Origin of the sequence: Streptomyces sp. NPDC021562 (genome assembly GCF_040640875.1) — a bacterium.
Lineage (GTDB): Bacteria > Actinomycetota > Actinomycetes > Streptomycetales > Streptomycetaceae > Streptomyces.
The window spans coordinates 88576-112877 of the sequence record NZ_JBFACN010000027.1 but is presented as its reverse complement, the minus strand read 5'-3'; the positions used below and the strand labels follow the sequence as shown (position 1 = coordinate 112877).

Genomic DNA, 24302 nt, shown 5'->3' with positions numbered 1-24302 from the left:
TCTCGGTCCCCCCTCTCCCCCCCCCCCCCCCCGCCGCCCCCCCCCGCCGCGTCCGTGCGGCGGCCGCGCGGCCCCCCGCCCCCCCCCCCCGGCGCCCCCCCCCACGGCTGCACGCGCTTGGGCCGACCACCAGAAAACCGTTTGCTTTCGAGTACGCACCGGCGCGAACCTTTCACGGCTTGTCACCGCCTTCCGACCCGATTCCCCCCTCCCCGACACGAGCCGCTGGGACGTCACCGCTCATGCAGATTCAAGATCTTCCGTATGCCGATCCGGGTGTGCCGGACGCCCGCTCGGGTCCCCGGTTCCTGTGGTGGCTGGGACGGAACCAGCTGGGCGGCCAGCTCAAGGCGCTGGCGTGGGGGCTGCTGCACTTCGTGTCCGTCTCCCTGCTGCCGTTCTGCGTGGGCTCCGCCGTCCAGGCCGTCGTCGACCGCTCCGGCGGCAGGCTGGCGCTGACCGGCGGTCTGCTGCTGCTGTGCGGTACGGCGGTCGCGGTGGGCGACACCTTCCTGCACCGGACCGCCGTCACCAACTGGATCACCGCGGCCGCCCGCGTGCAGCAACTGCTCGCCCGCAAGGCCGCCGAGCTCGGCTCCGCGCTGACCCGGCGGGTGGCGGCCGGCGAGGTGGTGGCCGTCTCCACCGCCGACGTGGAGCGGATCGGCTGGTTCGTGGAGGCCGTCTCCCGCTTCACCGCGGCCGCCGTGACCGTCGTCGCGGTCGCGGTGGGCCTGCTCGTCTACCAGCCCGCTCTCGGCTGGGTCGTCGCCGTCGGCCTGCCCCTGGTCGCGCTGGCCGTGCTGCCGCTGCTGCCCCGGGCCACCCGGCGCGCGGACCTCCAGCGCACGAAGGCCGGCCGCGCCACCGAACTGGCCTCGGACACCGTCGCCGGACTGCGTGTGCTGCGCGGCATCGGCGGCGAGGACCTCTTCCTGGACCGCTATCGCCGCGCGTCCCAGGAGGTACGGCGGGCCGCCGTGCGCAGCGCCCGGATGTGGGCGCTGATCTCCGCGATCCAGGTGCTGGTGCCCGGACTGCTGCTGATCGTCGTCGTCTGGCACGGCGTCCAGCTCGCCCGCCAGGGCCGCGTCACGGTCGGCGAACTGGTCACCGTCTACAGCGCGGTCATGATCCTCAACTATCCGCTGCAGCACTTCACCGAGATCGCCATGGCCTACTCCTTCTCGCGCCCCGCGGCGAAGCGCGCCGCGCGGGTGCTCCGTCTGGAACGGGCCACCGACATCGGCGGCTCCCTCGCGGACGCGGCGCCGGACGGCGACCTGTACGACCCCGCCACCGGTCTCCTGGCCCCCGCGGGCCGCCTGACCGCGGTGGTCTGCGGCGACCCCGACGCGGCCGGGCGGCTCGCCGAACGGCTGGGCGGCCACCCGGCCGAGGCCGGCGCCTCCGTGCTGCTCGGCGGGGTACCGCTCGACGAACTGTCCCTGGCGGCGGCCCGTACCGCGGTGCTCGTCCAGGACAAGGACCCCGTGCTGCTGTCCGGTTCGCTGCGCGAGCTGCTCGACGTGCCGGCCTCCGGTGCCGTGCGGGCCGAGGACGCGCTGGCCGCCGCCCAGTGCGCGGACGTGCTGGACGCCCTGGTCCAGGGCTCGCTGGACGTCACCGACCCGCTGGACGCCCGGATCACCGAGCGCGGACGGTCCCTGTCGGGCGGGCAGCGCCAGCGGCTCGCGCTGGCCCGGTCGCTGCTCACCGACCCCGAGGTGCTGGTCCTGGACGAGCCCACGTCGGCCGTCGACTCGCACACCGAGGCACGGATCGCGGAGGGCATCCGCGAGGTGCGGTCCGGCCGCACCACGGTGGTGTTCACCTCCTCACCGCTGCTGCTCGACCGGGCCGACCGGGTGGTCCTCGTCCACGAGGGCGCGGTCACGGCGGTCGGCGTGCACCGCGAACTGCTGCACGCCGAGCCCCGGTACCGGGCCGTGGTGACCCGGGAGACCGACGAGGAAGCGGCCCTGTGCGGCGCGCTGGAAGAGATCGAGGAGAGCGCATGATCGGCGTCGCACCACCGGCCTACGACCCGGCGGCCCCGACGACGGCCGCCACCCTGCCCGTAGGCGCCGCCGCGACGGTACGCGCCTACGTGGCCGAGCTGTTCCGCAGGCACCGCCGGGCCTTCACCCTCCTCATCGCGGTCAACGCGGTGGCCGTGGTGGCCTCCATGGTCGGCCCCTACCTGCTCGGCGCACTCGTCCAACGGGTCTCCGACGGGGCCCGGGAGCTCCATCTGGGGCTGACCATCGGCCTGTTCGTGCTCGCGCTCGCCGTCCAGGCCGTGTTCGTGCGCGAGGTGCGGCTGCGCGGAGCCGTGCTCGGTGAGCGGATGCTGGCCGATCTGCGCGAGGACTTCCTGGTCCGCTCCGTCGGACTGCCGCCGGGCGTCCTGGAACGGGCGGGCACGGGCGACCTGCTGTCCCGGATCACCACCGACATCGACCGGCTGGCCAACGCCATGCGGGAGGCCGTGCCCCAGCTGTCGATCGGCGTGGTCTGGGTCGTGCTGCTGCTCGGCGGGCTGGCCGTCACGGCACCCCCGCTGGCCGCGAGCGTGCTGCTGGCCGTGCCGCTGCTGGTGGCCGTCTGCCGCTGGTACTTCAAGCGGGCCCCGGCCGGCTACCGCTCCGAGGCAGCCGGCTACGCGGCCGTGGCCGCCGCCCTCGCGGAGTCCGTGGACGCCGGGCGCACCGTCGAGGCACACCGCCTCGGCGCCCGGCGCATCGCCCTGTCCGAACGCCGGATCATCCAGTGGACGGCGTGGGAGCGCTACACCCTGTGGCTGCGTTCGGTGCTGTTCCCCGCGGTCAACGCCACCCACACCACGGTCCTCGGCTCGGTGCTGCTGCTCGGTGGCTTCTTCGTGCTGCGGGGCTGGATCGGCATCGGCCAGCTGACGACGGGCGCGCTCATCGCCCAGATGCTCGTCGAGCCGGTGAACCTGATCCTGCGCTGGTACGACGAGGTCCAGGTGGCCCAGGTGTCGCTGGCCCGGCTGGTCGGGGTGCGGGACATCGAACCGGACGCCGGTGACGGCTCGCTGGCTCCCGAGGGCCGCGAGGTGCTCGCGGACGGTGTCCGCTTCGGCTACCTGCCGGGCGTCGACGTGCTGCGCGAGGTCTCTCTGGCGGTCGCCCCCGGTACCCGGCTGGCCCTGGTCGGCCCCTCGGGTGCGGGGAAGTCCACCCTGGGCCGGCTGCTGGCCGGGATCTACGCGCCCCGCGACGGCCGGGTCACCCTGGGCGGCGCGGAGCTGTCCCGGATGACCGCCGAACGGGTCCGGTCCCATGTGGCCCTCGTCAACCAGGAGCACCACGTCTTCGTGGGCTCCCTGCGCGACAACCTGCTGCTCGCCCGGACCGACGCCGAGGACGCCGAGCTGTGGGCGGCCCTGGGCGCGGTCGACGCGCACGACTGGGCGCGGGCCCTGGAGGACGGTCTGGACACCGAGGTGGGCTCCGGCGGGGTGGCGCTCACCCCGGCGCAGGCCCAGCAGATCGCGCTGGCCCGGCTGGTGCTGGCCGACCCGCACACACTGGTGCTGGACGAGGCGACCTCGCTGCTGGATCCGCGCGCGGCCCGCCATCTGGAGCGGTCCCTGGCCCGCGTCCTGGACGGCCGCACCGTGGTCGCCATCGCCCACCGGCTGCACACCGCCCATGACGCGGACGTCATCGCCGTGGTCGAGAACGGCCGGATCAGCGAGCTGGGCAGCCATGACGAGCTGGTGGCGGCCGACGGCGCCTACGCGGCGCTGTGGCGGTCGTGGCACGGCTGACCGGCCGTGCCACGGGAGCCGTGCGGCGGCCGGTGCCACGGGAGCCGTGCGGCGGCCGGTGTCACGCAGGCGGTGCGGCGGCGGGTGTCACGGCTTCCGCGTCGGCCGGGGCGGCCGCGGCACGACAGGGGCTCGCCGGGCCCCAGGTGCGTCGCAGGTCGGGCCCCGTGCCGTTGCGCGGGTGCGAGCAGGGGTGGAAGGCTGGAGAGCGGCACCGGTTCGGGGACCGACCGGGAACCGCGGGGTCCACGCCCTGCGGGAACCGCGCCGAGGGTGCCGGCGGCCCGCCCCGCGGGCCGTGTCCTCACTGCCTGGAGGTAGCCGTGACCACCGCCGACGGATGGGGGGACGACGTCTACCAGCCGGACGAGTCCGAGATCCGGGAGGACTCGGGTGTCCTCGACGTCGAGGACACCCTGGACTTCGACGGCGTCTCCGACCCCCTCGACCGCGGCTGGTCCCCGCCCGAGCGGCCGTGGGCGGTGGAGCACACCGGGGTGACCGCGGCCGAACGCCGCCGGGGCGAGACCCTGGACCAGCGGCTGTCCGAGGAGCTGCCCGATCCCGCCGCCCCGGACGGCGACGGCATCGGCGACTGCGCCGGCACGGACGGCGAGCTCCTCGACAACGAGGTCGGTGACCTGCGCTCCGGCCGGCTCGTCGCCCCGGACGAGGGGGTGCACGAGGACGACGAGAACGGTCTGGTCGCCAGCGATGTCGGCATCGACGGCGCCGGAGCCTCCGCCGAGGAGGCCGCGATGCACATCGTCGACGAGGACTCCGCCTACGGCTGAACCCGAGGAGCCGCCATGCAGCAGGACAAGCACCCCGACTACCACCCGGTCGTCTTCCGCGACCGCGCCGCCGGATACGCCTTCCTGACGCGGTCCACGGCCACCAGCGACCAGACCATCGAGTGGGACGACGGCCACAGCTACCCGGTGGTCGACGTGGAGATCTCCTCCGAGAGCCATCCCTTCTACACGGGCAAGGCCCGCACGGTGGACACCGAGGGCCGCGTCGCCGCGTTCGAGCGCCGTTACGGGAGTGGCTCCGGGGGGACCGGCTGACGGCGGGGTCAGATCACGTTGAGGGCGGCGGCGCCGCCTATGCCGCCGAGCACCATGAACACCGGCATGAGCACCTTCAGCTCGACCCAGCTGCCCGCGCGGAACCGCATCACCTTCGGCGGGCCCAGCGGGTACCAGCGCTTGCGGCCGATCGGGATGGGCCACAGGATCGGGCAGCCCGAGACGGTCAGCGCGTCCCCGATGTCGTGCACCAGCGCGCCCAGCACCACCGGCAGTCCCAGCCACAGGTAGTCCTGGCCGGGCCGGGCGAACAGCCAGTCCGAGCCGTTGCCCGCCTTGTCCAGGATGCCCGCGAGGATCCAGGCGCTGGTCGCCGCCAGCAACCACACCAGCACATCGCTGCTGGAGCCGCGGGCGGCCCGCCACAGCAGACCCTCGATCGCCAGCACCATGTGCACGAAGAGGACCGCCAGCACCGCCCAGCGCCCGCCGAAGATCGCGGCGGCCGAGCAGCCGCCGCCGATCAGGACCGCCCACACCCAGGTGTGTGTCAGGGTGCGGTGGCCGCCGGAGCGACGCGCGTCGCCCGGCTTGCGGGTGGCCTTGTAGACCGCGTACGACAGCCTGTCGACGATCTCGCAGATCCAGCGCGACAGCGGTCCGAAGGCCCGCGAGATGGTGGCGGCCTTGTGGTCGAGGTCGGGGGCGAGCGCGGCGCCGGCGCAGATCAGCGCGCCGACCAGCAGCACCGGCCAGGGCATCGGGTGCCCGGCCGCGGCGGCCGCCGCTCCGACGCCGAGCCAGGCGGCCGCTCCCGACAGTGAGTGTGCTGGTCCCATCATGGCCGTGGCCCGCCCCATTCCTCGTGTACCGCTGTCCAGTTGACCGGGTGCGATGACGCTCCGTCGGCGACACAGCGTAGCGGTCATGATCTTCGTGCTCGAAGCCGATTCCCCCCTCGGCGGCCGGGCCAGGCAAGATGGGTCCGTGACCCTCATCGATCGACTGCCGCCGACCGCCGACCCCGACGCCCTGTACGAAGCCTTCGAGGCGTGGGCCGAGGAGCGTGGGCTCACGCTCTACCCCCACCAGGAGGAGGCGCTGATCGAGGCGGTCTCCGGGGCGAACGTGATCGTGTCGACGCCGACCGGCTCCGGCAAGAGCATGATCGCCGCGGGCGCGCACTTCGCCGCGCTGGCCCGGGACGAGGTCACCTTCTACACGGCCCCGATCAAGGCACTGGTGTCGGAGAAGTTCTTCGAGCTGTGCAAGATCTTCGGCACCGAGAACGTCGGCATGCTCACCGGCGACGCCTCCGTGAACTCCGACGCGCCCGTCATCTGCTGCACCGCCGAGGTCCTCGCCTCCATCGCCCTGCGCGACGGGAAGCAGGCGGACGTCGGCCAGGTCGTCATGGACGAGTTCCACTTCTACGCCGAGGGCGACCGCGGCTGGGCCTGGCAGATCCCGCTCCTCGAACTGCCCCAGGCGCAGTTCATCCTCATGTCCGCCACCCTCGGCGACGTCTCCTTCTTCGAGAAGGACCTCACCCGCCGCACCGGCCGCCCCACCGCGGTGGTCCGCTCGGCGACCCGACCGGTGCCGCTCTCCTACGAGTACCGGCTCACCCCACTGACGGAAACGCTCACCGAGCTCCTGGAGAGCAAGCAGGCGCCGGTGTACATCGTGCACTTCACACAGGCGCAGGCGGTGGAGCGGGCGCAGGCGCTGATGAGCATCAACATGTGCTCCAAGGAGGAGAAGGAGCAGATCGCCGAGCTGATCGGGAACTTCCGCTTCACCACCAAGTTCGGCCGCAACCTCTCCCGCTACGTCCGTCACGGCATCGGTGTGCACCACGCCGGCATGCTCCCCAAGTACCGGCGTCTGGTGGAGAAGCTCGCACAGGCCGGTCTGCTGAAGGTCATCTGCGGCACCGACACGCTGGGCGTGGGCGTCAATGTGCCCATCCGCACGGTCCTGTTCACCGCCCTCACCAAGTACGACGGCAACCGGGTGCGCACGCTGCGCGCGCGTGAGTTCCACCAGATCGCGGGCCGGGCGGGGCGGGCCGGGTTCGACACGGCCGGTCTCGTGGTCGCGCAGGCACCCGAGCACGTCATCGAGAACGAGAAGGCGCTGGCGAAGGCCGGCGACGACCCGAAGAAGCGGCGCAAGGTGGTGCGCAAGAAGGCACCGGAGGGCTTCGTCGGCTGGACGGAGAACACGTTCGAGAAGCTGATCGCTTCCGAGCCGGAGCCGTTGACGTCCCGTTTCCGGGTGACGCACACGATGCTGTTGTCGGTGATCGCCCGGCCGGGCAACGCCTTCGAGGCGATGCGCCATCTGCTGGAGGACAACCACGAGCCGCGCAAGCAGCAGCTGCGGCACATCCGCCGGGCGATCGCGATCTACCGTTCGCTGGTGGACGGCGGGATCGTCGAGAAGCTCGACACGCCGGACGCCACCGGCCGCATCGTCCGCCTCACGGTCGATCTCCAGCAGGACTTCGCGCTCAACCAGCCGCTGTCCACGTTCGCGCTCGCCGCCTTCGAACTCCTCGATCCCGAGTCGCCCTCCTACGCCCTGGACATGGTCTCCGTCGTCGAGTCCACGCTGGACGACCCGCGGCAGATCCTGGTCGCGCAGCTGAACAAGGCGAAGGGCGAGGCGGTGGCCGCCATGAAGGCGGACGGCGTCGAGTACGAGGAGCGCATGGAGCGCCTCCAGGACGTCAGCTACCCGAAGCCCCTGGAGGAGCTGCTCTTCCACGCGTACAACACCTACCGCAAGAGCCACCCCTGGGTCGGCGACCATCCGTTGTCGCCGAAGTCGGTCATCCGTGACATGTACGAACGGGCGATGTCCTTCACCGAGTTGGTGTCCTTCTACGAGCTGGCCCGCACCGAGGGCATCGTGCTGCGCTACCTCGCGAGCGCCTACAAGGCCCTCGACCACAACATCCCGGACGACCTGAAGTCCGAGGACCTGCAGGACCTGATCGAGTGGCTGGGCGAGATGGTCCGCCAGGTCGACTCCAGCCTGCTGGACGAGTGGGAGCAGCTCGCCAACCCGGAGGAGATGACCGCCGAGGAGGCCCAGGAGAAGGCCGACGAGGTCAAGCCGGTCACGGCCAACGCGCGCGCGTTCCGGGTCCTGGTCCGCAACGCGATGTTCCGCCGGGTGGAACTGGCCGCGCTCGACCAGGTCGACGAACTGGGCGAGATGGACGCGGAGTCCGGCTGGGACGCCGACGCCTGGGGCGAGGCGATGGACAAGTACTGGGACGAGTACGAGGACCTCGGTACCGGCCCCGACGCCCGCGGTCCCAAGCTGCTGGTGATCCAGGAGGAGCCGCAGAACGCGCTGTGGCGTGTCCGCCAGATCTTCGACGACCCGAACGGCGACCACGACTGGGGCATCAGCGCGGAGGTCGACCTGACGGCCTCCGACGCCGAGGGGCGCGCGGTCGTCCGCGTCACCGACGTCGGACAGCTCTGAGTACCGGTTCGAGCACAGGAGAGACGCACGCATGACGAACCCGGCCGAGAGACTGGTCGACCTGCTCGACCTGGAGCAGATCGAGGTCAACATCTTTCGTGGCCGCAGTCCCCAGGAGTCCCTCCAGCGGGTCTTCGGGGGCCAGGTGGCGGGCCAGGCGCTGGTCGCCGCCGGCCGCACCACGGAGGGCGACCGCCCGGTGCACTCGCTGCACGCGTACTTCCTGCGTCCGGGCAGGCCGGGCGTGCCGATCGTGTACCAGGTCGAACGGGTCCGGGACGGGCGCTCGTTCACGACGCGCCGGGTCACGGCCGTGCAGCAGGGCCGCACGATCTTCACACTGACCGCCTCCTTCCACAAGCCTGAGAGGGGAGCCTTCGAGCATCAGTTGCCGCCGGCCCGTGAGGTGCCGCACCCGGAGTCGCTGCCGACGCTCGCCGAGGAGATCCGCAAGCATCTGGGCGAGCTGCCGGAGCAGTTGGAGCGGATGGCGCGCCGCCAGCCCTTCGACATCCGGTATGTCGACCGGCTGCGCTGGCACCCCGAGGAGGTGCAGGGCGCCGAGCCGCGCAGTGCGGTGTGGATGCGCGCGGTGGGTCCGCTGGGCGACGATCCGCTGGTGCACACGTGCGCGCTGACCTACGCGAGCGACATGACCCTCCTGGACGCGGTGCGGGTCCCCGTCGAGCCCCTGTGGGGACCTCGCAACTACGACATGGCCTCGCTGGACCACGCGATGTGGTTCCACCGGCCGTTCCGCGCGGACGAGTGGTTCCTCTACGAGCAGGAGTCCCCCATCGCCACGGGGGGTCTCGGGCTGGCCCGCGGGCGGGTCTACGACCTCGAGGGGCGGCTGCTGGTGTCGGTCGTCCAGGAAGGGCTCTTCAGGGCTTTGTAGAGCCAGTCGCGCAGGCCGTGCGCGGGCCTCGGCCGTGCCGGGTGCCGGGACGGCCGAGGTGCTGCGCCTGGGGTGTCCGGGACGAGGGGAAGGGTGTGCCGGGCGGCCCGGGGAGCGTGCCGGACGGGCCGCGGGGTGTGCGGGACCGCGCCGGGCGCGGGGCTCGTGGTGCGGGCCGCGAACACCTCCTGGGCGAGTTCGCCGCGGAGCCAGCCGATCTCGTCCGGGGCGTCCGCCGTCATGAGTTCCTCGGCGAGCTGCGCGGCGGGCGAGCCCGGCGCGCCATGGGCGGGCGGGGCCGGACGGAACTTGTCGACGTGCGCGCGCTCGTGGGGGTCCGTGACCACCTCGTCGATCTCACCGGGGTCCAGGAAACCCGCCACCACACCGGCCCGCTGCCACGGCCCGTCCGCCTTCCTCAGCAGGAAACCCCGGTGCCGTCCACGCCAGTTGCGCGCCCGCTGGTCGGCGCCCGCCCGCAGCCGGTCGCGCAGTTCCTCCGGCGCCCGGCCGGTGAGCAGCCGGGTGTTCCTGTGATCGGTGACGAACTGCCTTAGCTCTTCGGCCAGATAGAGCCAGACCACGGCGCGGTAGCGGTTCGGGTACCACCTGACGGGAGTGATCAGGCCGAGTTTGGCGAAGCGGGTGAACCTGGCCGCCGGGATCTCCATGAGGGCCGCGCCCTCGGCCGTGCCGACGACCTTCACGCTCTCGCGGAGGGTCTCGGTACGGGGACGGAGCCGGTCGATCTCGGTCCATGGCACCCGGCGGGCTCCGCCGCCGCCCTCGTCGGGCACGGTACGGATCCGCCCGAGGTGTACTGCGAGGTCGAACTCGCCGCGCCTGAGGCCCAGTTCACGGGCGGCTCGGCTGGGTGCGCAGGTGAGCGGGCGGGGCTGGGCGAGGATGGTGCCGGTCATGGTCGTCTCCCCCGTGGAGCGGGTGGCTCGCGCCGGGTGCGCTCGCCATGGAAAAGACCGTAGCCGCTCCGGCACAATCCGTCGCGGGCCTGTGGATAACTCCAGGCGCGGAGGGAACTCCCAGCTCAGAGGTCTATCGCGGAGGAGCGCTCCGGCTGCCGGGCGTCCACGCCGAGGTGCTCGCCGACGCGGTTGACGAGCAGGGTCATCTCGTAGGCGATCTGACCGATGTCGGCCTCGGCACCGCTGAGGACGCACAGGCAGCTGCCGGTTCCGGCGGCGGTGACGAACAGCACCGCCTCGTCGTACTCGATCATCGTCTGCCGGACCTGGCCGGCGCCGAAGTGGCGTCCGGACCCCTTGGCGAGGCTGTGCAGTCCGGAGGCGACGGCGGCCAGATGCTCGGCGTCCTCCCGGCGAAGGCCCGTGCTCGCGCCCGTGACCAGCCCGTCGTTCGACAGGACCAGCGCGTGCCGGACGTGTTCCACGCGCTCGGTCAGGTCGTCGAGCAGCCAGCCGAGCTTCTGGTTCTGCGCCATGTCGTAGCGTCTCCCCGTGTGCCGTCTCCCCCTGGCTGGAGGATCTCCCCGCCAGCCTTCCCCACCACCGGCGTCCGGGCAAGGAGGATGAGGGCATGGCAGAGAAGATGACCGACGAGGAATGGCGGGCGTTCGTCTCGCACGGCACCCGTACCGGCAAGCTGTCCACCGTCAACGCCGACGGCAGCCCGCACGTGGCCCCGATCTGGTTCCTGCTGGACGGGGACGAGCTGGTGTTCAACACGGGCAAGGACACCGTGAAAGGGCGCAATCTCGCCCGTGACGGGCGTGTCGCCCTGTGCGTCGACGACGACCGGCCCCCCTTCCACTTCGTGGTGCTGAACGGGCACGCCCGGCTGTCCGAGGACCTGGACGAGCTGCGTGATTCGGCCACCCGGATCGCGGCCCGGTACATGGGAGAGGACCGCGCGCAGGAGTTCGGCGCCCGCAACGGCGTTCCGGGCGAGCTGCTGGTCCGGGTGACCGTGGAGAAGGTGGTGGCGCTCAGGGACCTCACCGGTTGAGAGTCAGCCGACCGAGTCGAGAAGCCGGGCGGTGTGCATCCGCCCGGCGTACTCGACGAGCCGGATCAGCACCTCCTTGCCGGAGTCCCGGTCGCGGGCGTCGCACAGGACCACCGGCGTGCCCTGGTCCAGGTCCAGGGCACGGCAGACGTCGGACGCCCCGTAGGTGCGGGCGCCGGTGAAGCAGTTGACGGCGACGACGAACGGGATGTGCCGGTGCTCGAAGTAGTCGACCGCCGGGAAGCAGTCCTCCAGGCGACGGGTGTCGGCGAGGACGACGGCTCCGAGGGCGCCCTGCGACAGCTCGTCCCACAGGAACCAGAACCGGTCCTGGCCCGGGGTTCCGAAGAGGTACAGGGCGAGTCCGGATCGGATGGTGATGCGTCCGAAGTCCATGGCGACGGTCGTGGTGACCTTCTGGTCCACGCCGTCCGTGTCGTCGACCGACTGCCCGGCCTCGCTGAGCACTTCCTCGGTGCGCAGCGGCCGGATCTCGCTGACGGCACCGACGAGGGTCGTCTTGCCGACGCCGAAGCCGCCGGCGACCAATATCTTGAGCGCCATGGCGGACGTGTCGTCGACGGCGGGTTCGGAGTGCTCGGAGACCATGATCACTTCTCTCGGAGGGCGAAAGCCGCCCGGACGGGACGCTGGGCTCGGGACGCGAACCAGCATCATGACAACTACGGCGATCCTGGGGGCGCCCGGACCGGATCTCTTCTGACCGGCTCGCGCCCGGTTGGTTCCGGATGCTCATCTACAGTGCCCGCAACCCCGCGATGACTTCGCGCAGAATCCGTTCGTCGGGTAGCTGGGCCGGTGGCACCGGACGGCTCACGGTGACGCAGCCCAGTTCCAGCAGGTCCCCGAGCAGCACCCGGACCACGCCCACGGGCAGGTCGGCACCGGCGGCGAGCTCGGCGACGGACTGGGTCTCCGTCCGGCACAGGTCGACCAGCGCCCGGTGCTCGGGACCGAGCGCGGGCTCACCGTCCGCGCCGGAGCCCCCCTTGTCCAGGGTGACCAGGGCGATCAGGTCGAAGCGCACACCAGTGGGGCCGGGTCTGGTGCGCCCGCCGGTCATGGCGTAGGGACGGACCAGGGGCCCGGCCTCGTTGTCGTACCACTGGCTGCCCGGCTCGCGCGGGGCGCCGGTCGTGAACTCGTTCATCCGCGGTGCTCTTCCGGCTCTGCCTGCTCATCCGGCGGCGGGCGGCCTGGCGGCGACGCGGGGCGCCGTGCGGAGGTGCTCGCCCACCCGCTTGACCAGGCGTGCCATCTCGTAGGCGACCAGACCGATGTCGGCGGTGACGGCGGTCAGCACGGCGAGGCAGGAGCCGTCGCCCGCGGCGGCCACGAAGAGGAAGGCGTCGTCCATCTCGACCATGGTCTGGCGTACCCCGCCCGCCCCGAAGTGCCGTCCGGCGCCCTTGGCGAGGCTGTTGAAGCCGGAGGCCACGGCGGCCAGGTGGTCGGCGTCCTCCCGCCTGAGGCCGGTCGAGGCGCCGACGGCGAGACCGTCGTTGGACAGCACCACGGCGTGCCGCACCTCGGTGACGCGTAGCACCAGGTCGTCCAGCAGCCAGTCGAGTTCGCCGGAACGCCGGTCCGGCGTCGTTCTCGGATCCTGGATCATGCGCGGTCTCCTTCGATGCTGTCGGTGCCCGCTTCGGGTTCCGGGGTGGCTCCGCGGCCGGGCCGTCTGCCGCCGCCACGCGCCCAGCCGTCGCGGTAGGCCGCCATTCGGTCGCGTACCAGTTCGGGGGTGCGCTCGTGGCCGCTGCGGGCGGGCGCGGGTTCCTGGGCGCGGGGATCGCGCAGTTGGGGGGCGAGGTTCGCCTGTCGTACCCGGCGCGGGAGGTCGTCGTCGGAGAAGTGGGAGGAGCCGGAGGAGCCGGAGTGGTCGGAAAAGCCGGCATGGTCGGAGGAGGTGGAGCCGTGGGGTGGGCGGTACGGCCGCAACGCGGTGACTCCGGGGGGCGTCGGGTCGGGGCTGAGGTCAGGGTCGGGGCGCGGGGGTTCGGGGGTGGGGTCCGGGGAGGTGTGGGCGGTGACGGCGCGCGCCTGCCGGTCCGCGGGGGCGTGGGCAGCGGCCTCCGGGAGGGCGGCGGACACGCGCGCGTACGCGCGTGCCGCGGGCTGCTCGGTACCGGCCGCCGGACGGCCGGGGTGCTCCGCCGGGCCGCTGTGCAGCAGGGCCTTCGGCAGCAGGACCACGGCGGTGGTGCCGCCGTACGGGGAGGTGCGCAGATGCACCTTGATCCCGTGCCGGGCCGCGAGCCTGCTGACCACGAAGAGGCCGAGCCGGTCGCTGTCGAAGAGGTCGAGGGCCTCGGACTGCTCGATGCGCCGGTTGGCCTCGGCGAGCGTCTCCTGGCCCATGCCGAGACCGCGGTCCTCGACCTCCAGGGCGTAGCCGTTGCCGACGGGTTCACCGGTGACGCGCACGCGGGTGTGCGGTGGCGAGAACTGGGCGGCGTTCTCGACGAGTTCGGCGAGCAGATGCGTGAGGTCGGCCACGGCCGCGCCGACGACCGCGGCCTCGGGGACCTGGCGTACCTCCACGCGCGCGTAGTCCTCGACCTCCGAGACGGCGGCACGCACCACGTCGGTCAGGGAGACGGGCATCCGCCAGGCCCGGCCCGGGGCGGCCCCGGAGAGGATGATCAGGCTTTCGGCGTGGCGCCGCATCCGGGTGGTGAGGTGGTCGAGCCGGAACAGGTCGCTGAGTTCGTTGGGGTCGTCGGAACGGCGTTCCATGCTGTCCAGCAGACTGAGCTGGCGGTGCACCAGGATCTGGCTGCGGCGGGCGAGGTTGACGAAGACGCCCGAGATGCCGCTGGCGAGTTCGGCGCGTTCCACAGCCGCGCGCAGGGCGGCGCGGTGCACGGTGCCGAGGGCCTCGGCGACCTGTCCGGTCTCGTCCTCGGCGGGCGGCCCCGGGGGCGCCTCGGCGCGGACGTCGATCTCCTCGCCGGCCCGCAGTCGGCGCATCGCCTCCGGCAGCTTGCGGCGCGCGATCTCCAGGGCGCTGTTGCGCAGGCTCACCAGCTCGACGACGAGGCCGCGTCCGATGCGGACGGAGATGACGAGCGAGGCGCACACGGCGAGCAGACCGAACAGGACGGCGGCGCCGGCCGGGGTGAGCAGACCACGGGTGAACGGATCGGCGCGGCCCGCGACCGAGCGGCCCGTGGCGGCCTGGATGGCGCGCATGCCGTCCTGCACGCGCGTGTGTGCGGTGCTCCAGGCCGTCGTCCGTACCGCGTCGAGCGCTCTGGCTCCGGGGCGACTGGCCAGGATCTTGTCCTCGGCGGAGGCGAGCGCGGGGTAGTCGGCGCCGTCCGCGAGCCGTCGCCACGCCGCGCGTTGCGGGGTGGGCAGATCGGTGACCGCCGCGTCCACGAGGACACGGCGGGTCGCCACGGCACCGGTGAACAGCCGCAGCCGTTCGCCTTCGAGGGCGCCGGCCGACCGGGCACCGGCGAGGACCGCGTCCTCCTGGGCCAGGGCCTCGCCCGCGCGGGAGAACTCGAGCAGCACGCGCGCGTCGGCGCCCATGTCGTCGGCCTGGATGCCGCAGAGGGCGCCGTCCACGGCGAAGCCGGTGGCGATGGCCTGCGTGTACCGCCGGTAGGTCGCGCCCCAGTCGGCGCCGCGGTTTCGCACCGCCGTCCGCAGCGCGCGCAGGCGCTCGGCGCCGGTGACGAAGGATTGCAGACGCTGGGCGACACCGGAGGGCAGCTCCTCGCTGTCGGCGACGGTGCTGCCCGTGCCGAGCCGCAGCCGGGCCACGGCCTGATCGGTGCGGGCTCCGAGTCGCGCGAGGTCCGCGTCGGGTTCGGAGGCGGGGTCGGTCGCGTACCGTACGGCGGCGGCGCGTTCGGCCTGGAGGGCGGCCACGGCGTCGGCGACCGGGGTCCGCAGCGCGGTGTCGACGCGTTGGGACTGGCGCAGCCGCGCGACGTCCTGCGCCGTGGTGACCGTGGCGTAGGCCCACAGGGCGAGCAGGGACATGACCGGCACCATGAGCAGGCAGACGACCTTGGCCCGTACGGTCCGGGGACGCAGCCGCCAGCCTCCCGGGCGCGCCGTTGGCCCGTCCGCCGGGGTGCCGTCGAGGTCGTCGGCCGGTTCGTGCGCGGGTTGCCCGGCGTGCGCGCGGCGGCCGCGCGGCGGTCCTGGAGACGGGGTCTCCGGGCCTGCCGCGGGGGTCCTACGGGATGTACGCATGGCGTCCTCGCTCGGAAGGTGGTCGTGTGCGGGGGCGGGGCCCGGTCAGCGCGCGGCGCCCGTGACGGGCCGCTGCGCGGACGCGGACGCCTCGCGCTCCCCGGCCGTGGGCGAGAGCGCGACGAAGGCCGAGGTGAGGAAGAGGTAGGAGCCCAGGCCCACCGCGAGGGGGAAGATGAACTGCATCGCGGTGGCCCCGGGCAGCGGCGAGCCGGAGGGCGTCACGTGCACGCTGACCGCGAACATCCCGGTGTAGTGCATGCTGCTGACCGCCGCTCCCATGACGAGGGAGGCGAGGGTGACGGCGACGGGTGACCTGATGTTGAGCGCCGCCCACAGGGCCGCGGTCGCGGCGACCACGGCGATGAGCACGGACAGCCCGACGAGCATCGGGTCGTAGCGCACGTCACCGTGCAGCCGCACGGCCGCCATGCCGAGATAGTGCATGCTGGCGACGCCCAGCCCGGTGGTGAGCCCCCCGAGCAGCAGTGCCCGCCCGCGGTCGCGGCTGTAGCCGACGGCGAAGACGCCGGCGCTGACCACGACGACGGCGACGACCAGGCTGAGGATGGTCAGCGGTACGTCGTAGCGGATGTCGGTGCCGCTGACCCCGAAGCCGAGCATGGCCACGAAGTGCATGGTCCAGATGCCGGTGCCGATGGCGGAGGCCGCGGTGAGCAGCCAGTTGCGGCGGGCGCGGCCGGTGGCGCCGAGGGCGCGGACGGTGCAGCGCAGCCCCAGTGCGGCGCCCGTACAGGCCATGACGTACGACAGCACGGGGGTCAGCCAGCCGAAGGTGGCGTGGTCCAGGTGTCCCATGGCCAAGGGACGCTAGGGGGCACGGGGGCGCAAAGGGAGCACAGTTCGAAAGGTGCCGCAATATGACGCAGAGATGAGCCGGAACGATCGCCTCCCGCTCGAACGTGCGCGCAGGGGCGTCCTCCGTGACGGTGAGGGATCATGCTGAACATGAGCGAAGACCACACGCGTGTCCGGGAGTTCTTCACCGAGCGGGCGGCCGACTGGGACAGCCGGTTCCCGGACGACGGTCCCGCGTACGCGGCCGCCGTCGCGGAGTCGGGGCTGCGCGAGGGAGACCGTGTGCTCGACGCGGGCTGCGGTACCGGGCGGGCGCTGCCGCCGCTGCGCGCTGCCGTGGGTCCCTCGGGCACGGTCCTCGGGGTGGATCTGACGCCGGCGATGCTGGAGGCCGCCGTGCGGGCCGGCCGGGACCGGGACGGACGGCTGCTGCTCGCCGACGTCGCCGCGCTGCCGCTGCGGTCGGCGTCCCTCGACGCCGTGTTCGCGGCGGGACTGATCGCCCACCTGCCCCGCCCCGCCGAGAATCTGCGGGAGCTGGCGCGGGTGGTCCGCCCCGGCGGCGTACTCGCCCTGTTCCACCCCATCGGCCGGGCCGCTCTGGCAGCGCGCCACGGGCGGCAGATCACGCCGGACGACCTGCGCGCGCAGGGCAATCTCGGCCCCCTGCTCGCCGGTTCGGGCTGGCGCATGACGTCCTACGTGGACGAGGACACCCGGTTCCTGGCGCTGGCGGTGCGCACGGGCTAGCCGACGCCCTCTTCTGTTACCGGGACTTCAACTCTACGTTCGGTAAAGCAGGGCGCTTGTTGGAGAGCGACAGCCGGCAGGGGGAAGGTGGTGCGCGTGTTCGCACGGATCCGCAAGTACGCAGCCAGGTCTCGGGGTGCCGACGCGACCGGGAGCGCAGGGGTGTCGCCGCGGAGTGAACGGCGTGCACACAACTTGTTCGAGGCTGCGGCCGCCTATGTCGCGGCCCGGGCGGAGGACGACCAGGACCGGCTGGAGGAGGCGTCGGGCTGGGTGTCGCCGGAGGCGCTGTCGTTCGGGGTGAGCGAGCTGGCGTGCCGGGCCGTCGTCGAGCTGGCCCGGCAGCGCGCCCAGTCGCCGCGGACGGTGGCGCGCGACCTTCTCGGGCTGCCGGTCGCCTGACCTGCCGGTGCCGCTGCGGTCGTTTTCATCCGGTCCCGGTGGAAAACTGCAGCTCCGCGTGTGGAGCCGGTCGTGACAACAGGCTTGCCGTCGCACTATGGTGCGCGCCGTTGGAGGAACGACTGGGGAGGCAGGGATGGCCGGGACCGACGAGGAGGCCGTCGACGCCGCGGACGAAGCGCTGTACGTGCTCACGGCGGTGCTGCTGACGCCGGCGAAGTTTCCGAGCGTGCTGGGCGACGACTATCCGGAGGCCTGCGCGGCACTGGACCTGGCGCCGCGCGCCGACGGCTACGGCCTGGTGCTCGGCCAGGACGGCACCGGAGCGCGCTGGACGGTCGTGATCGACGACGTCTCGCTGGTGGCCGTCGCGATCGCGTCCTGGGACTGCGGCATGGAGTACGACCTGTCGCCGGACGAGCGCACGGTGGTCACCGCCCTGCCCGGCTGGCCGCTCGCGGTGGCCGTGGCGGCCCCCAACGTGCCCCCGCCGCACGACCCCGGCCCGGAGGTCGCGGACCGGGCCGCGCTGACCCCGCCGGACACGAGCACCTGGGGACCGGCGCAGCGGCGGCTGGGCGCGGACGAGATCGCCCTGCAGTGGGCGATCTGGCGGGAGCAGATCAGCGAGGACCACTTCCGCACGCCTGCGGACCGGGCGGACCGGGCCCCGCAGGCCGCCGAGGACCCGCAGGAGGCCCCTGAGGGCTCCGCGGCCGCCCGCAAGGGCCATGTCGGGGTCCGGCGTGTCCTCGCCGAGGCGCGCGCCTACGTGGACACGCCTCCGCCGCTGGGCCGGGTCCGCTCGTCGTTCGCCCCGGGCGACGCCCGTACGCTGCGCGCCGACGGGCCCGGCTGGTCGCTGGTCGCCCGCACCGACGACATGGCCTTCGTCCTCCTCGACGAGGAGCCGGGCGAGGTGCTGCCCGTCGGCCGGGGTCCCGAGCTTCCCGGGCTGCTGGAAGCCCTCGACAAGATGGCCGTGCGCCCTTTGTGAGCCCTCCGGGGCCGCGCCGGGTCCGGCTCCCCGCGTGGTCCCGCGTCGGCCGAGGTCGCGGCCCCGGAGGGGCGGCTCAGTGGCCGATCTCCTTGCGGGTGATCCGGCGCAGCCTGCGGCGCTGCGAGGGGTCGAGGGTGAGGTACGCCGCCACCGGCACGCCCACCACGATCAGAAAGGTCACCCACCAGGGCAGCCATATGAGCAGGATGAGCCCGACCGCCACACCTCCTGCGGCGATCTTCGCGTTCTTCGACATCGGCGTCGCCTCCTTCGCGGCCCTTGCCGCTCTCTGATCTGAGAACGGCCTCGCACCTCGCGCGGTTCCGGACCGCGACCCTGAGACATCCCTGACGCCCGTCCCCTACTGGCCGGTCCCGGCTTGCGAACACCGGCCGCCCGACTGCCGGGGAGCGCCGGAGCCGCCAGGGACCACCGGGACCGTCGGCCGGGCGCTGCCAGGGACTGCGAGGGCTGCCTGGGCCGCCGAGGCCGCCGGCCGCCGGGGCCGCCGGGGCCGGCCGATCACCACCGAGGCGAACGGCCAGGTCGAACACCTTGTGAAGTGATCCAGCCGGGAGCCACGGAAACGGCCACCGCTCCCCCACGGGTGATCCGCCGAGTGACCGTCGCCCGCCGTTCACCGACCGGTCGAACGGCGTTCCCGGTGAGGCCGAACTCTGGCCGCTGCCAACGAACTTGCCACCAGGAGGCCTGATGTCCCCGCACGCCGGCCGCAACCGCCGCGTCCACCGTCTCGCCGCGACAGGTCTGCCCCTGGCCCTGGCCGCCGCCCTCGTGGCGGCGGGCACGGCCACCGCCTCACCGTCCGGACCGGCTCACGTCGTGCGCACGGCCACCCTGGGCGACATCCCGCTCGGCACCTTCAGCAACGCGCTGCTGCGGGACAGCGTCGACAACGACCGGGGCATCGACCTCGGCGGCATCGGCAGCGACATCTACCCGGCCGGCCGCAAGGGCGAATACTGGACGGTCACCGACCGCGGCCCCAACGGCCAGATCAAGGTCGACGGCAAGAAGCGCCGGACCTTCCCGGTGCCCGGTTTCGACCCGGCGATCGTGAAGGTCCGGGTCAGCGGCGACCGTCTCGACGTGATCGACGCGATCCCGGTCACCACCTCCTCGGGCAAGGCCGTCACCGGGCTGCCCGACCAGGCGGGCCGCGACGAGACGCCGTACTCCTACGACGCGAGGACCGCGCTGTCGTACAACCCGAACGGCCTGGACACCGAGGGCATCGTCCGCGCCGACGACGGCAGCTTCTGGCTGGTCGACGAGTACGGCCCGTCGCTGGTCCACGTCTCCGCGCACGGGAAGGTGCTCACCCGTTACGTGCCCAAGGGGCTGCAACTCACCGGCACCGACTACCCGGTGGTCGAGGCGCTGCCGTCCGTCTTCCTGCACCGCAAGATCAACCGTGGCTTCGAGGGGCTGGCCCTGCTGCCCGGCGGGGACCTCGTGATGGTCCTGCAGAGCCCGCTCTCACTGCCGGACGGCGACGCCAGGGACGCCTCGCGCACGACCCGTCTGCTGCGGTTCTCGCCCCGCAAGAAGGCCGTCACCGCCGAGTACGCCTACCGCTTCGACCCGGTGGACGTGGTGGACCCCGGCGAGGACGACACGTCCGAGCTGAAGATCTCGTCGATCGTCGCGGTCGGCGGCGACCGTCTGCTGGTCGAGGAGCGCACCGACAACGCCGCACGCCTCGAAGTGGTGCGGCTGGACCGCAGGTCGGACATCCTCGGCGGCGTCTACGACGACGACACCACCTCCCCCTCGCTGGAGCAGCTGGACGACCCCGCCGCGGCCGGTGTTCCGGTGCTCGGCAAGCGCCTGGTCGTCGACCTGAACACGGTGCCCGGGGTGCCCCTGAAGATCGAGGGCATCGCGCGCGTGGACCACGACACGCTCGCGCTCGTCAACGACAACGACTTCGGGATGACGGACGGCGCGGGCGCCTTCGACGCGCAGGGCCGCCTGGTCGACAGCGGCGTCAAGACGACCCTGGTGTACGTCCGGCTGCCCAAGGTGCTGTGACTACCCCAGCAGGGAGGGCAGCAGGGAATCGAGGCCGCCCGGCAGTCCGCTGGGAACTTCCGAGGGCCACTGCGAGGGGAGTTCGCTCGGCAGCCGGGACGGCAGGCCGCTGGGCAGCTCCGTCGGCAGGCTGAACGAGGGCCGGGCAGGGCCAGAGGTGTTCGGGCTGCTCGTGGTGGGCTTGGCGCCGGGTGAGCCGCTGCCGCCGGACGACGCCGTCAGCACGACGACGGCGACCGCCACCGCGGCCACCAGCACCGTCAGCACGGCGAACAGCGGGCCCATGCGCCGCCGCGGCGGCCCGGGGGGCCGCGGTGGTGTCCAGCCGACCGCGGTCGGCGGCTCGCCGCCACCGGGCGGCACACCGAAACCGCCGTACGGCGGCCGGTCGGTCACGTCCTCCACGGGCGCCCCGAACCGGCCGCCGGGGCGCGCTCCGTGCTCGACGCCAACTTGCGGTCCGTAGGCCGCGCCGGGCAACGGTCCGTAGTCCGTGCCGGACGGTGGACCATGATCCCCACCGGACGACGGTCCGCAGTCCGCGCCGGGCAGCGGGCGGTGATCCGTTCCGCCTGGTTGACCGTAATCCCCACCGGAAGACGGTCCGTACCCCGTGCCGGACGGCGGGCGGTGACCCTCGTGCGGGGGCGGGTCGTGCTGCCCGTCCGGGGGCGGGTCGTAGTTCCCGGCCGGGGGCGCGGTGCGCTCCGGCGGGCCGGGGTGTCGGGGCGGTACGGGTGGCGTGGCCATACCGCCCAGAGTCACCCGGTACCGGGCACCACACGACCCCCGCAAGGAGGTTGACACGGACTCATGCCGTGGACCGCATGATTCCGGAACATTTCCCTCGACAACCGGCCCCGCCGGGAACCGGGAACCGGGAACGGGGGGCAACACGAAGTGAGCCGCGCGCGTGAAGGCGTACTTCTCGGAAATCGCCCGCACGCGCGCGTGCCGGTGTCAGCCGCGGGCGCCCAGCAGGTGGTCCATCGCCAGCTGGTCGAGCTGCTCGAAGGCCATGCCACGGGCGGCGACCGCCTCCGCGTCGAACTCCTCGAAGGCCGCACGGTCGGCGAGGAGGGCCTGCAGGCCGTCCGCGGCGGTCGGCTGGGCCAGCTGGTCCAGCCGGGAGGCACGCAAGGCCTCCTGGACCTCCGGGTCGGCACGGAAGGCGGCGGCGCGCTCCTTGAGGATCAGGTAGTTGCGCATGCAGCCGGCGGCCGAGGCCCACACGCCGTCGAGGTCCTCGGTCCGCGGCGGCTTGAAGTCGAAGTGCTTCGGCCCCTCGTAACCGGCGCTCTCCAGAAGGTCGACCAGCCAGAACGCGGCACGCAGGTCACCGGCGCCGAAGCGCAGGTCCTGGTCGTACTTGATGCCGGACTGGCCGTTGAGGTCGATGTGGAAGAGCTTGCCCGCCCACAGCGCCTGCGCGATGCCGTGCGGGAAGTTCAGGCCGGCCATCTGCTCGTGGCCCACCTCGGGGTTGACGCCGTACAGCTCGGGGCGCTCCAGGCGCTCGATGAACGCGAGCGCGTGGCCGACGGTGGGGAGCAGGATGTCGCCGCGCGGCTCGTTCGGCTTGGGCTCGATGGCGAAGCGCAGGTCGTAGCCCTGGGAGGTGACGTACTCGCCGAGGAGGTCGAAGGCCTCCTTCATGCGGTCGAGGGCGTTGCGCACGTCCTTGGCGGCGCCGGACTCCGCGCCCTCACGGCCGCCCCAGGCGACGTAGGTCTTCGCGCCCAGCTCGGCGGCCAGGTCGATGTTGCGGATGGTCTTGCGCAGCGCGTAGCGGCGCACGTCACGGTCGTTCGCGGTGAACGCGCCGTCCTTGAAGACCGGGTGGGTGAAGAGGTTGGTGGTGGCCATCGGGACGGTCATGCCGGTCGCGTCGAGGGCCTGGCGGAAGCGCTTGATGTGCGATTCACGCTCGGTGTCGGAGGATCCGAAGGGGATGAGGTCGTCGTCGTGGAAGGTCACGCCGTAGGCGCCCAGCTCGGCCAGACGCTGGACGGTCTCGACCGGGTCGAGGGCACGGCGGGTGGCGTCGCCGAACGGGTCCCTTCCCTGCCAGCCGACGGTCCACAGGCCGAAGGTGAACCTGTCCTCGGGGGTGGGCTGGAAGCTCATGCCGCGGCTCCTTGCTTGATGCCTGTCGTGATGGGGGTGCGCGACGTCGGTCGGCACGATTGTCGGGCCGACTATTTCGTCATGGCCGTTTACAAATTAGTATGCCGACGCATCCCTGGGAAGGGTCACCCTGTCCCCGAGAGCCGAAAACCGGGGGACGACACCCCGGTCAACCAGGAAAACCGCAGGTCAGGAAGACCGCACAGCGCGGAAAAAGGGAGAGCCCGATGTCAGCAGCCGAGGGTCCGCTCGTCGTCGGCGTGGACACGTCCACCCAGTCCACCAAGGCACTGGTGGTCGACGCGTCCACCGGGCAGGTCGTGGCGAGCGGCCAGGCACCGCACACCGTGTCCTCCGGCGCGGGCCGGGAGAGCGATCCGCGTCAGTGGTGGGACGCGCTGTGCGAGGCGCTGCACCAGTGCGGGGAGGCGGCGCGCGAGGCGGCCGCCGTGTCGATCGGCGGGCAGCAGCACGGCCTGGTCACCCTGGACGGGCGCGGCGAACCGGTGCGGCCCGCACTGCTGTGGAACGACGTCCGTTCGGCGCCCCAGGCGCGGCGGCTGATCGAGGAGCTGGGCGGTCCGAAGGCCTGGGCGGAGCGCACCGGCAGCGTGCCGGGCGCGTCGTTCACGGTCACCAAGTGGGCCTGGCTGGCCGAGCACGAGCCGGAGGCGGTCCGGGCGACCAGGTCCGTACGGCTCCCCCACGACTACCTCACCGAGCGGCTGACCGGGCAGGGCACGACCGACCGGGGTGACGCCTCCGGCACCGGCTGGTGGGCGTCGGCGACCGAGGCGTACGACGAGGAGACCCTCGCCCACGTCGGTCTGGATCCGGCGTTGCTGCCCCGGGTGGTGCGGCCCGGCGAGGTCGCCGGCACCGTCCGCGACAGCCACGACCTGCCGTTCTCCAAGGGCACCCTGGTCGCTCCCGGGACCGGCGACAACGCGGCGGCGGCGATGGGGCTCGGGCTGCGCCCCGGCACCCCGGTGCTGAGCCTCGGCACGTCCGGCACGGTGTACGCCGTCTCCAAACACCGGCCCGCCGACCCGACCGGCACGGTGGCGGGTTTCGCCGACGCGCACGGCGACTGGCTGCCGCTCGCCTGCACGCTGAACTGCACCCTCGCGGTCGACCGGGTCGCGGCCCTCCTCGGGCTGGACCGGGAGGCCGTCGAGCCGGGCACCTCGGTCACCCTGCTGCCCTACCTGGACGGCGAGCGCACCCCGAACCTGCCGAACGCCTCCGGACTGCTGCACGGCCTGCGCCACGACACCACCGGCGGTCAGCTCCTCCAGGCCGCCTACGACGGGGCCGTGCACGCCCTGCTGGGCGCTCTGGACCTGGTCCTGGACGCGGACGCGGACCGGACCGCCCCGCTGCTGCTGATCGGCGGCGGCGCCCGCGGCCGCGCCTGGCAGGAGACGGTACGGCGGCTCTCGGGGCGCCCGGTGCGGGTGCCCGAGGCGAAGGAACTCGTCGCTCTCGGCGCGGCGGCGCAGGCGGCCGGGCTGCTGACCGGGGAGGACCCGGCGGCGGTGGCCAGGCGCTGGGACACGGCCGCGGGCCCGGTGCTGGACGCGGTGGAGCGGGACGACGCGACGCTGGCCAGGATCTCCGGGGTACTCTCCGACGCGGCCCCGCTGCTGGAACGGGCGCCTGAGGACCGCTGACCCGCCTGGAGCCCAGAGGATTGATGGAGGC

General features: G+C 72.9%; 23 protein-coding genes. 12 read left to right on the top strand and 11 right to left on the bottom strand.

What is annotated here, in order from left to right; genetic code table 11:
• Positions 1-242: 242 nt before the first annotated feature.
• The 4 genes from AB0G52_RS33030 to AB0G52_RS33015 all read left to right on the top strand — a co-directional run bounded on the left by AB0G52_RS33030 (position 243) and on the right by AB0G52_RS33015 (position 4869).
• Positions 243-2021, top strand: coding sequence for an ABC transporter ATP-binding protein (locus tag AB0G52_RS33030; RefSeq protein ID WP_132887385.1), 1779 nt, complete (start codon positions 243-245; stop codon positions 2019-2021).
• Complete coding sequence (locus tag AB0G52_RS33025; protein WP_361341470.1) at positions 2018-3799, top strand: ABC transporter ATP-binding protein; 1782 nt, start codon at positions 2018-2020, stop codon at positions 3797-3799. The genes AB0G52_RS33030 and AB0G52_RS33025 overlap by 4 nt, the downstream gene beginning before the upstream one ends.
• A 323-nt stretch (positions 3800-4122) precedes the next feature.
• Entirely contained in the window at positions 4123-4593 is a 471-nt protein-coding gene (locus AB0G52_RS33020) for a DUF5709 domain-containing protein (RefSeq protein WP_132887383.1), read from the top strand.
• Between the two features lie 15 nt (positions 4594-4608).
• Positions 4609-4869, top strand: a complete 261-nt coding sequence (locus tag AB0G52_RS33015) for a type B 50S ribosomal protein L31 (RefSeq protein ID WP_132887382.1) — start codon at positions 4609-4611, stop codon at positions 4867-4869.
• A gap of 8 nt (positions 4870-4877) precedes the next feature.
• Here the strand turns inward: AB0G52_RS33015 and AB0G52_RS33010 are convergent, their stop codons facing one another.
• Positions 4878-5672 (bottom strand): metal-dependent hydrolase, encoded by a 795-nt coding sequence (locus AB0G52_RS33010; protein ID WP_361341466.1) that lies wholly within the window; start codon positions 5670-5672, stop codon positions 4878-4880.
• Between the two features lie 145 nt (positions 5673-5817).
• Here AB0G52_RS33010 and AB0G52_RS33005 point away from each other — a divergent pair, with 145 nt between their 5' ends.
• Positions 5818-8331 (top strand): DEAD/DEAH box helicase, encoded by a 2514-nt coding sequence (locus AB0G52_RS33005; RefSeq protein ID WP_132887380.1) that lies wholly within the window; start codon positions 5818-5820, stop codon positions 8329-8331.
• Between the two features lie 31 nt (positions 8332-8362).
• The gene (locus AB0G52_RS33000) at positions 8363-9229 is read left to right on the top strand and encodes an acyl-CoA thioesterase II (RefSeq protein ID WP_361341462.1); all 867 of its coding nucleotides are present in this window, start codon (positions 8363-8365) and stop codon (positions 9227-9229) included.
• On the opposite strand, the gene AB0G52_RS32995 is transcribed toward AB0G52_RS33000, so the two are convergent.
• On the bottom strand, positions 9166-10149 hold the full coding sequence (locus AB0G52_RS32995; protein WP_361341459.1) for a DUF6397 family protein: 984 nt from the start codon (positions 10147-10149) through the stop codon (positions 9166-9168). The genes AB0G52_RS33000 and AB0G52_RS32995 overlap by 64 nt on opposite strands.
• A gap of 125 nt (positions 10150-10274) precedes the next feature.
• Positions 10275-10688 carry a roadblock/LC7 domain-containing protein gene (locus AB0G52_RS32990; protein WP_132887377.1) on the bottom strand — a complete coding sequence of 138 codons (414 nt, stop codon included), beginning with the start codon at positions 10686-10688 and terminating at the stop codon, positions 10275-10277.
• Between the two features lie 95 nt (positions 10689-10783).
• On the opposite strand from AB0G52_RS32990, the gene AB0G52_RS32985 reads away from it, so the two are divergent.
• On the top strand, positions 10784-11212 hold the full coding sequence (locus AB0G52_RS32985) for a PPOX class F420-dependent oxidoreductase (protein ID WP_132887376.1): 429 nt from the start codon (positions 10784-10786) through the stop codon (positions 11210-11212).
• Between the two features lie 3 nt (positions 11213-11215).
• Here AB0G52_RS32985 and AB0G52_RS32980 read toward each other — a convergent pair whose 3' ends face one another.
• From AB0G52_RS32980 to AB0G52_RS32960, 5 genes are all read right to left on the bottom strand, one after another.
• Complete coding sequence (locus tag AB0G52_RS32980) at positions 11216-11821, bottom strand: ATP/GTP-binding protein (protein WP_132887375.1); 606 nt, start codon at positions 11819-11821, stop codon at positions 11216-11218.
• A 148-nt stretch (positions 11822-11969) separates the two neighbouring features.
• A complete protein-coding gene (locus tag AB0G52_RS32975) occupies positions 11970-12383 on the bottom strand; it encodes a DUF742 domain-containing protein (protein WP_132887374.1) in 414 nt (137 codons plus the stop codon).
• Between the two features lie 27 nt (positions 12384-12410).
• Entirely contained in the window at positions 12411-12848 is a 438-nt protein-coding gene (locus tag AB0G52_RS32970) for a roadblock/LC7 domain-containing protein (protein ID WP_132887373.1), read from the bottom strand.
• On the bottom strand, positions 12845-15445 hold the full coding sequence (locus tag AB0G52_RS32965; protein ID WP_361341453.1) for a sensor histidine kinase: 2601 nt from the start codon (positions 15443-15445) through the stop codon (positions 12845-12847). Before AB0G52_RS32965 ends, AB0G52_RS32970 begins: the two co-directional genes overlap by 4 nt.
• Positions 15446-15490: 45 nt before the next feature.
• Entirely contained in the window at positions 15491-16264 is a 774-nt protein-coding gene (locus AB0G52_RS32960; protein WP_132887371.1) for an MHYT domain-containing protein, read from the bottom strand.
• A 150-nt stretch (positions 16265-16414) separates the two neighbouring features.
• On the opposite strand from AB0G52_RS32960, the gene AB0G52_RS32955 reads away from it, so the two are divergent.
• The 3 genes from AB0G52_RS32955 (at position 16415) to AB0G52_RS32945 (ending at position 18413) form a co-directional block, all read left to right on the top strand.
• A complete protein-coding gene (locus AB0G52_RS32955) occupies positions 16415-17014 on the top strand; it encodes a class I SAM-dependent methyltransferase (protein ID WP_361341449.1) in 600 nt (199 codons plus the stop codon).
• Between the two features lie 162 nt (positions 17015-17176).
• Positions 17177-17416 carry a hypothetical protein gene (locus tag AB0G52_RS32950; protein WP_361341446.1) on the top strand — a complete coding sequence of 80 codons (240 nt, stop codon included), beginning with the start codon at positions 17177-17179 and terminating at the stop codon, positions 17414-17416.
• Between the two features lie 136 nt (positions 17417-17552).
• Positions 17553-18413, top strand: coding sequence for a hypothetical protein (locus tag AB0G52_RS32945; RefSeq protein ID WP_132887368.1), 861 nt, complete (start codon positions 17553-17555; stop codon positions 18411-18413).
• Between the two features lie 76 nt (positions 18414-18489).
• Here AB0G52_RS32945 and AB0G52_RS32940 read toward each other — a convergent pair whose 3' ends face one another.
• On the bottom strand, positions 18490-18672 hold the full coding sequence (locus tag AB0G52_RS32940) for a hypothetical protein (RefSeq protein ID WP_132887367.1): 183 nt from the start codon (positions 18670-18672) through the stop codon (positions 18490-18492).
• 458 nt (positions 18673-19130) lie between these two features.
• On the opposite strand from AB0G52_RS32940, the gene AB0G52_RS32935 reads away from it, so the two are divergent.
• Positions 19131-20471 carry an esterase-like activity of phytase family protein gene (locus AB0G52_RS32935; protein WP_361341443.1) on the top strand — a complete coding sequence of 447 codons (1341 nt, stop codon included), beginning with the start codon at positions 19131-19133 and terminating at the stop codon, positions 20469-20471.
• On the opposite strand, the gene AB0G52_RS32930 is transcribed toward AB0G52_RS32935, so the two are convergent.
• Together AB0G52_RS32930 and xylA are read right to left on the bottom strand one after the other, a co-directional pair.
• Positions 20472-20876: a hypothetical protein gene (locus tag AB0G52_RS32930; protein ID WP_361341440.1), complete on the bottom strand. Its 405-nt coding sequence runs from the start codon at positions 20874-20876 to the stop codon at positions 20472-20474. It lies immediately after the preceding gene.
• Between the two features lie 555 nt (positions 20877-21431).
• Positions 21432-22598, bottom strand: a complete 1167-nt coding sequence (gene xylA, locus AB0G52_RS32925) for a xylose isomerase (protein ID WP_361341438.1) — start codon at positions 22596-22598, stop codon at positions 21432-21434.
• Between the two features lie 227 nt (positions 22599-22825).
• On the opposite strand from xylA, the gene xylB reads away from it, so the two are divergent.
• Positions 22826-24271, top strand: coding sequence for a xylulokinase (gene xylB, locus AB0G52_RS32920; RefSeq protein ID WP_132887364.1), 1446 nt, complete (start codon positions 22826-22828; stop codon positions 24269-24271).
• Positions 24272-24302: the final 31 nt, after the last annotated feature.

Bases quoted from the DNA above. Each gene is read 5' to 3' on its own strand.
- AB0G52_RS33030 (WP_132887385.1), top strand. From the start codon at position 243: ATGCAGATTCAAGATCTTCCGTATGCCGATCCGGGTGTGCCGGACGCC.
- AB0G52_RS33025 (WP_361341470.1), top strand. From the start codon at position 2,018: ATGATCGGCGTCGCACCACCGGCCTACGACCCGGCGGCCCCGACGACG.
- AB0G52_RS33015 (WP_132887382.1), top strand. From the start codon at position 4,609: ATGCAGCAGGACAAGCACCCCGACTACCACCCGGTCGTCTTCCGCGAC.
- AB0G52_RS33010 (WP_361341466.1), bottom strand. From the start codon at position 5,672: ATGATGGGACCAGCACACTCACTGTCGGGAGCGGCCGCCTGGCTCGGC.
- AB0G52_RS33000 (WP_361341462.1), top strand. From the start codon at position 8,363: ATGACGAACCCGGCCGAGAGACTGGTCGACCTGCTCGACCTGGAGCAG.
- AB0G52_RS32995 (WP_361341459.1), bottom strand. From the start codon at position 10,149: ATGACCGGCACCATCCTCGCCCAGCCCCGCCCGCTCACCTGCGCACCC.
- AB0G52_RS32990 (WP_132887377.1), bottom strand. From the start codon at position 10,688: ATGGCGCAGAACCAGAAGCTCGGCTGGCTGCTCGACGACCTGACCGAG.
- AB0G52_RS32985 (WP_132887376.1), top strand. From the start codon at position 10,784: ATGGCAGAGAAGATGACCGACGAGGAATGGCGGGCGTTCGTCTCGCAC.
- AB0G52_RS32980 (WP_132887375.1), bottom strand. From the start codon at position 11,821: ATGGTCTCCGAGCACTCCGAACCCGCCGTCGACGACACGTCCGCCATG.
- AB0G52_RS32975 (WP_132887374.1), bottom strand. From the start codon at position 12,383: ATGAACGAGTTCACGACCGGCGCCCCGCGCGAGCCGGGCAGCCAGTGG.
- AB0G52_RS32970 (WP_132887373.1), bottom strand. From the start codon at position 12,848: ATGATCCAGGATCCGAGAACGACGCCGGACCGGCGTTCCGGCGAACTC.
- AB0G52_RS32965 (WP_361341453.1), bottom strand. From the start codon at position 15,445: ATGCGTACATCCCGTAGGACCCCCGCGGCAGGCCCGGAGACCCCGTCT.
- AB0G52_RS32960 (WP_132887371.1), bottom strand. From the start codon at position 16,264: ATGGGACACCTGGACCACGCCACCTTCGGCTGGCTGACCCCCGTGCTG.
- AB0G52_RS32955 (WP_361341449.1), top strand. From the start codon at position 16,415: ATGAGCGAAGACCACACGCGTGTCCGGGAGTTCTTCACCGAGCGGGCG.
- AB0G52_RS32945 (WP_132887368.1), top strand. From the start codon at position 17,553: ATGGCCGGGACCGACGAGGAGGCCGTCGACGCCGCGGACGAAGCGCTG.
- AB0G52_RS32940 (WP_132887367.1), bottom strand. From the start codon at position 18,672: ATGTCGAAGAACGCGAAGATCGCCGCAGGAGGTGTGGCGGTCGGGCTC.
- AB0G52_RS32935 (WP_361341443.1), top strand. From the start codon at position 19,131: ATGTCCCCGCACGCCGGCCGCAACCGCCGCGTCCACCGTCTCGCCGCG.
- xylA (WP_361341438.1), bottom strand. From the start codon at position 22,598: ATGAGCTTCCAGCCCACCCCCGAGGACAGGTTCACCTTCGGCCTGTGG.
- xylB (WP_132887364.1), top strand. From the start codon at position 22,826: ATGTCAGCAGCCGAGGGTCCGCTCGTCGTCGGCGTGGACACGTCCACC.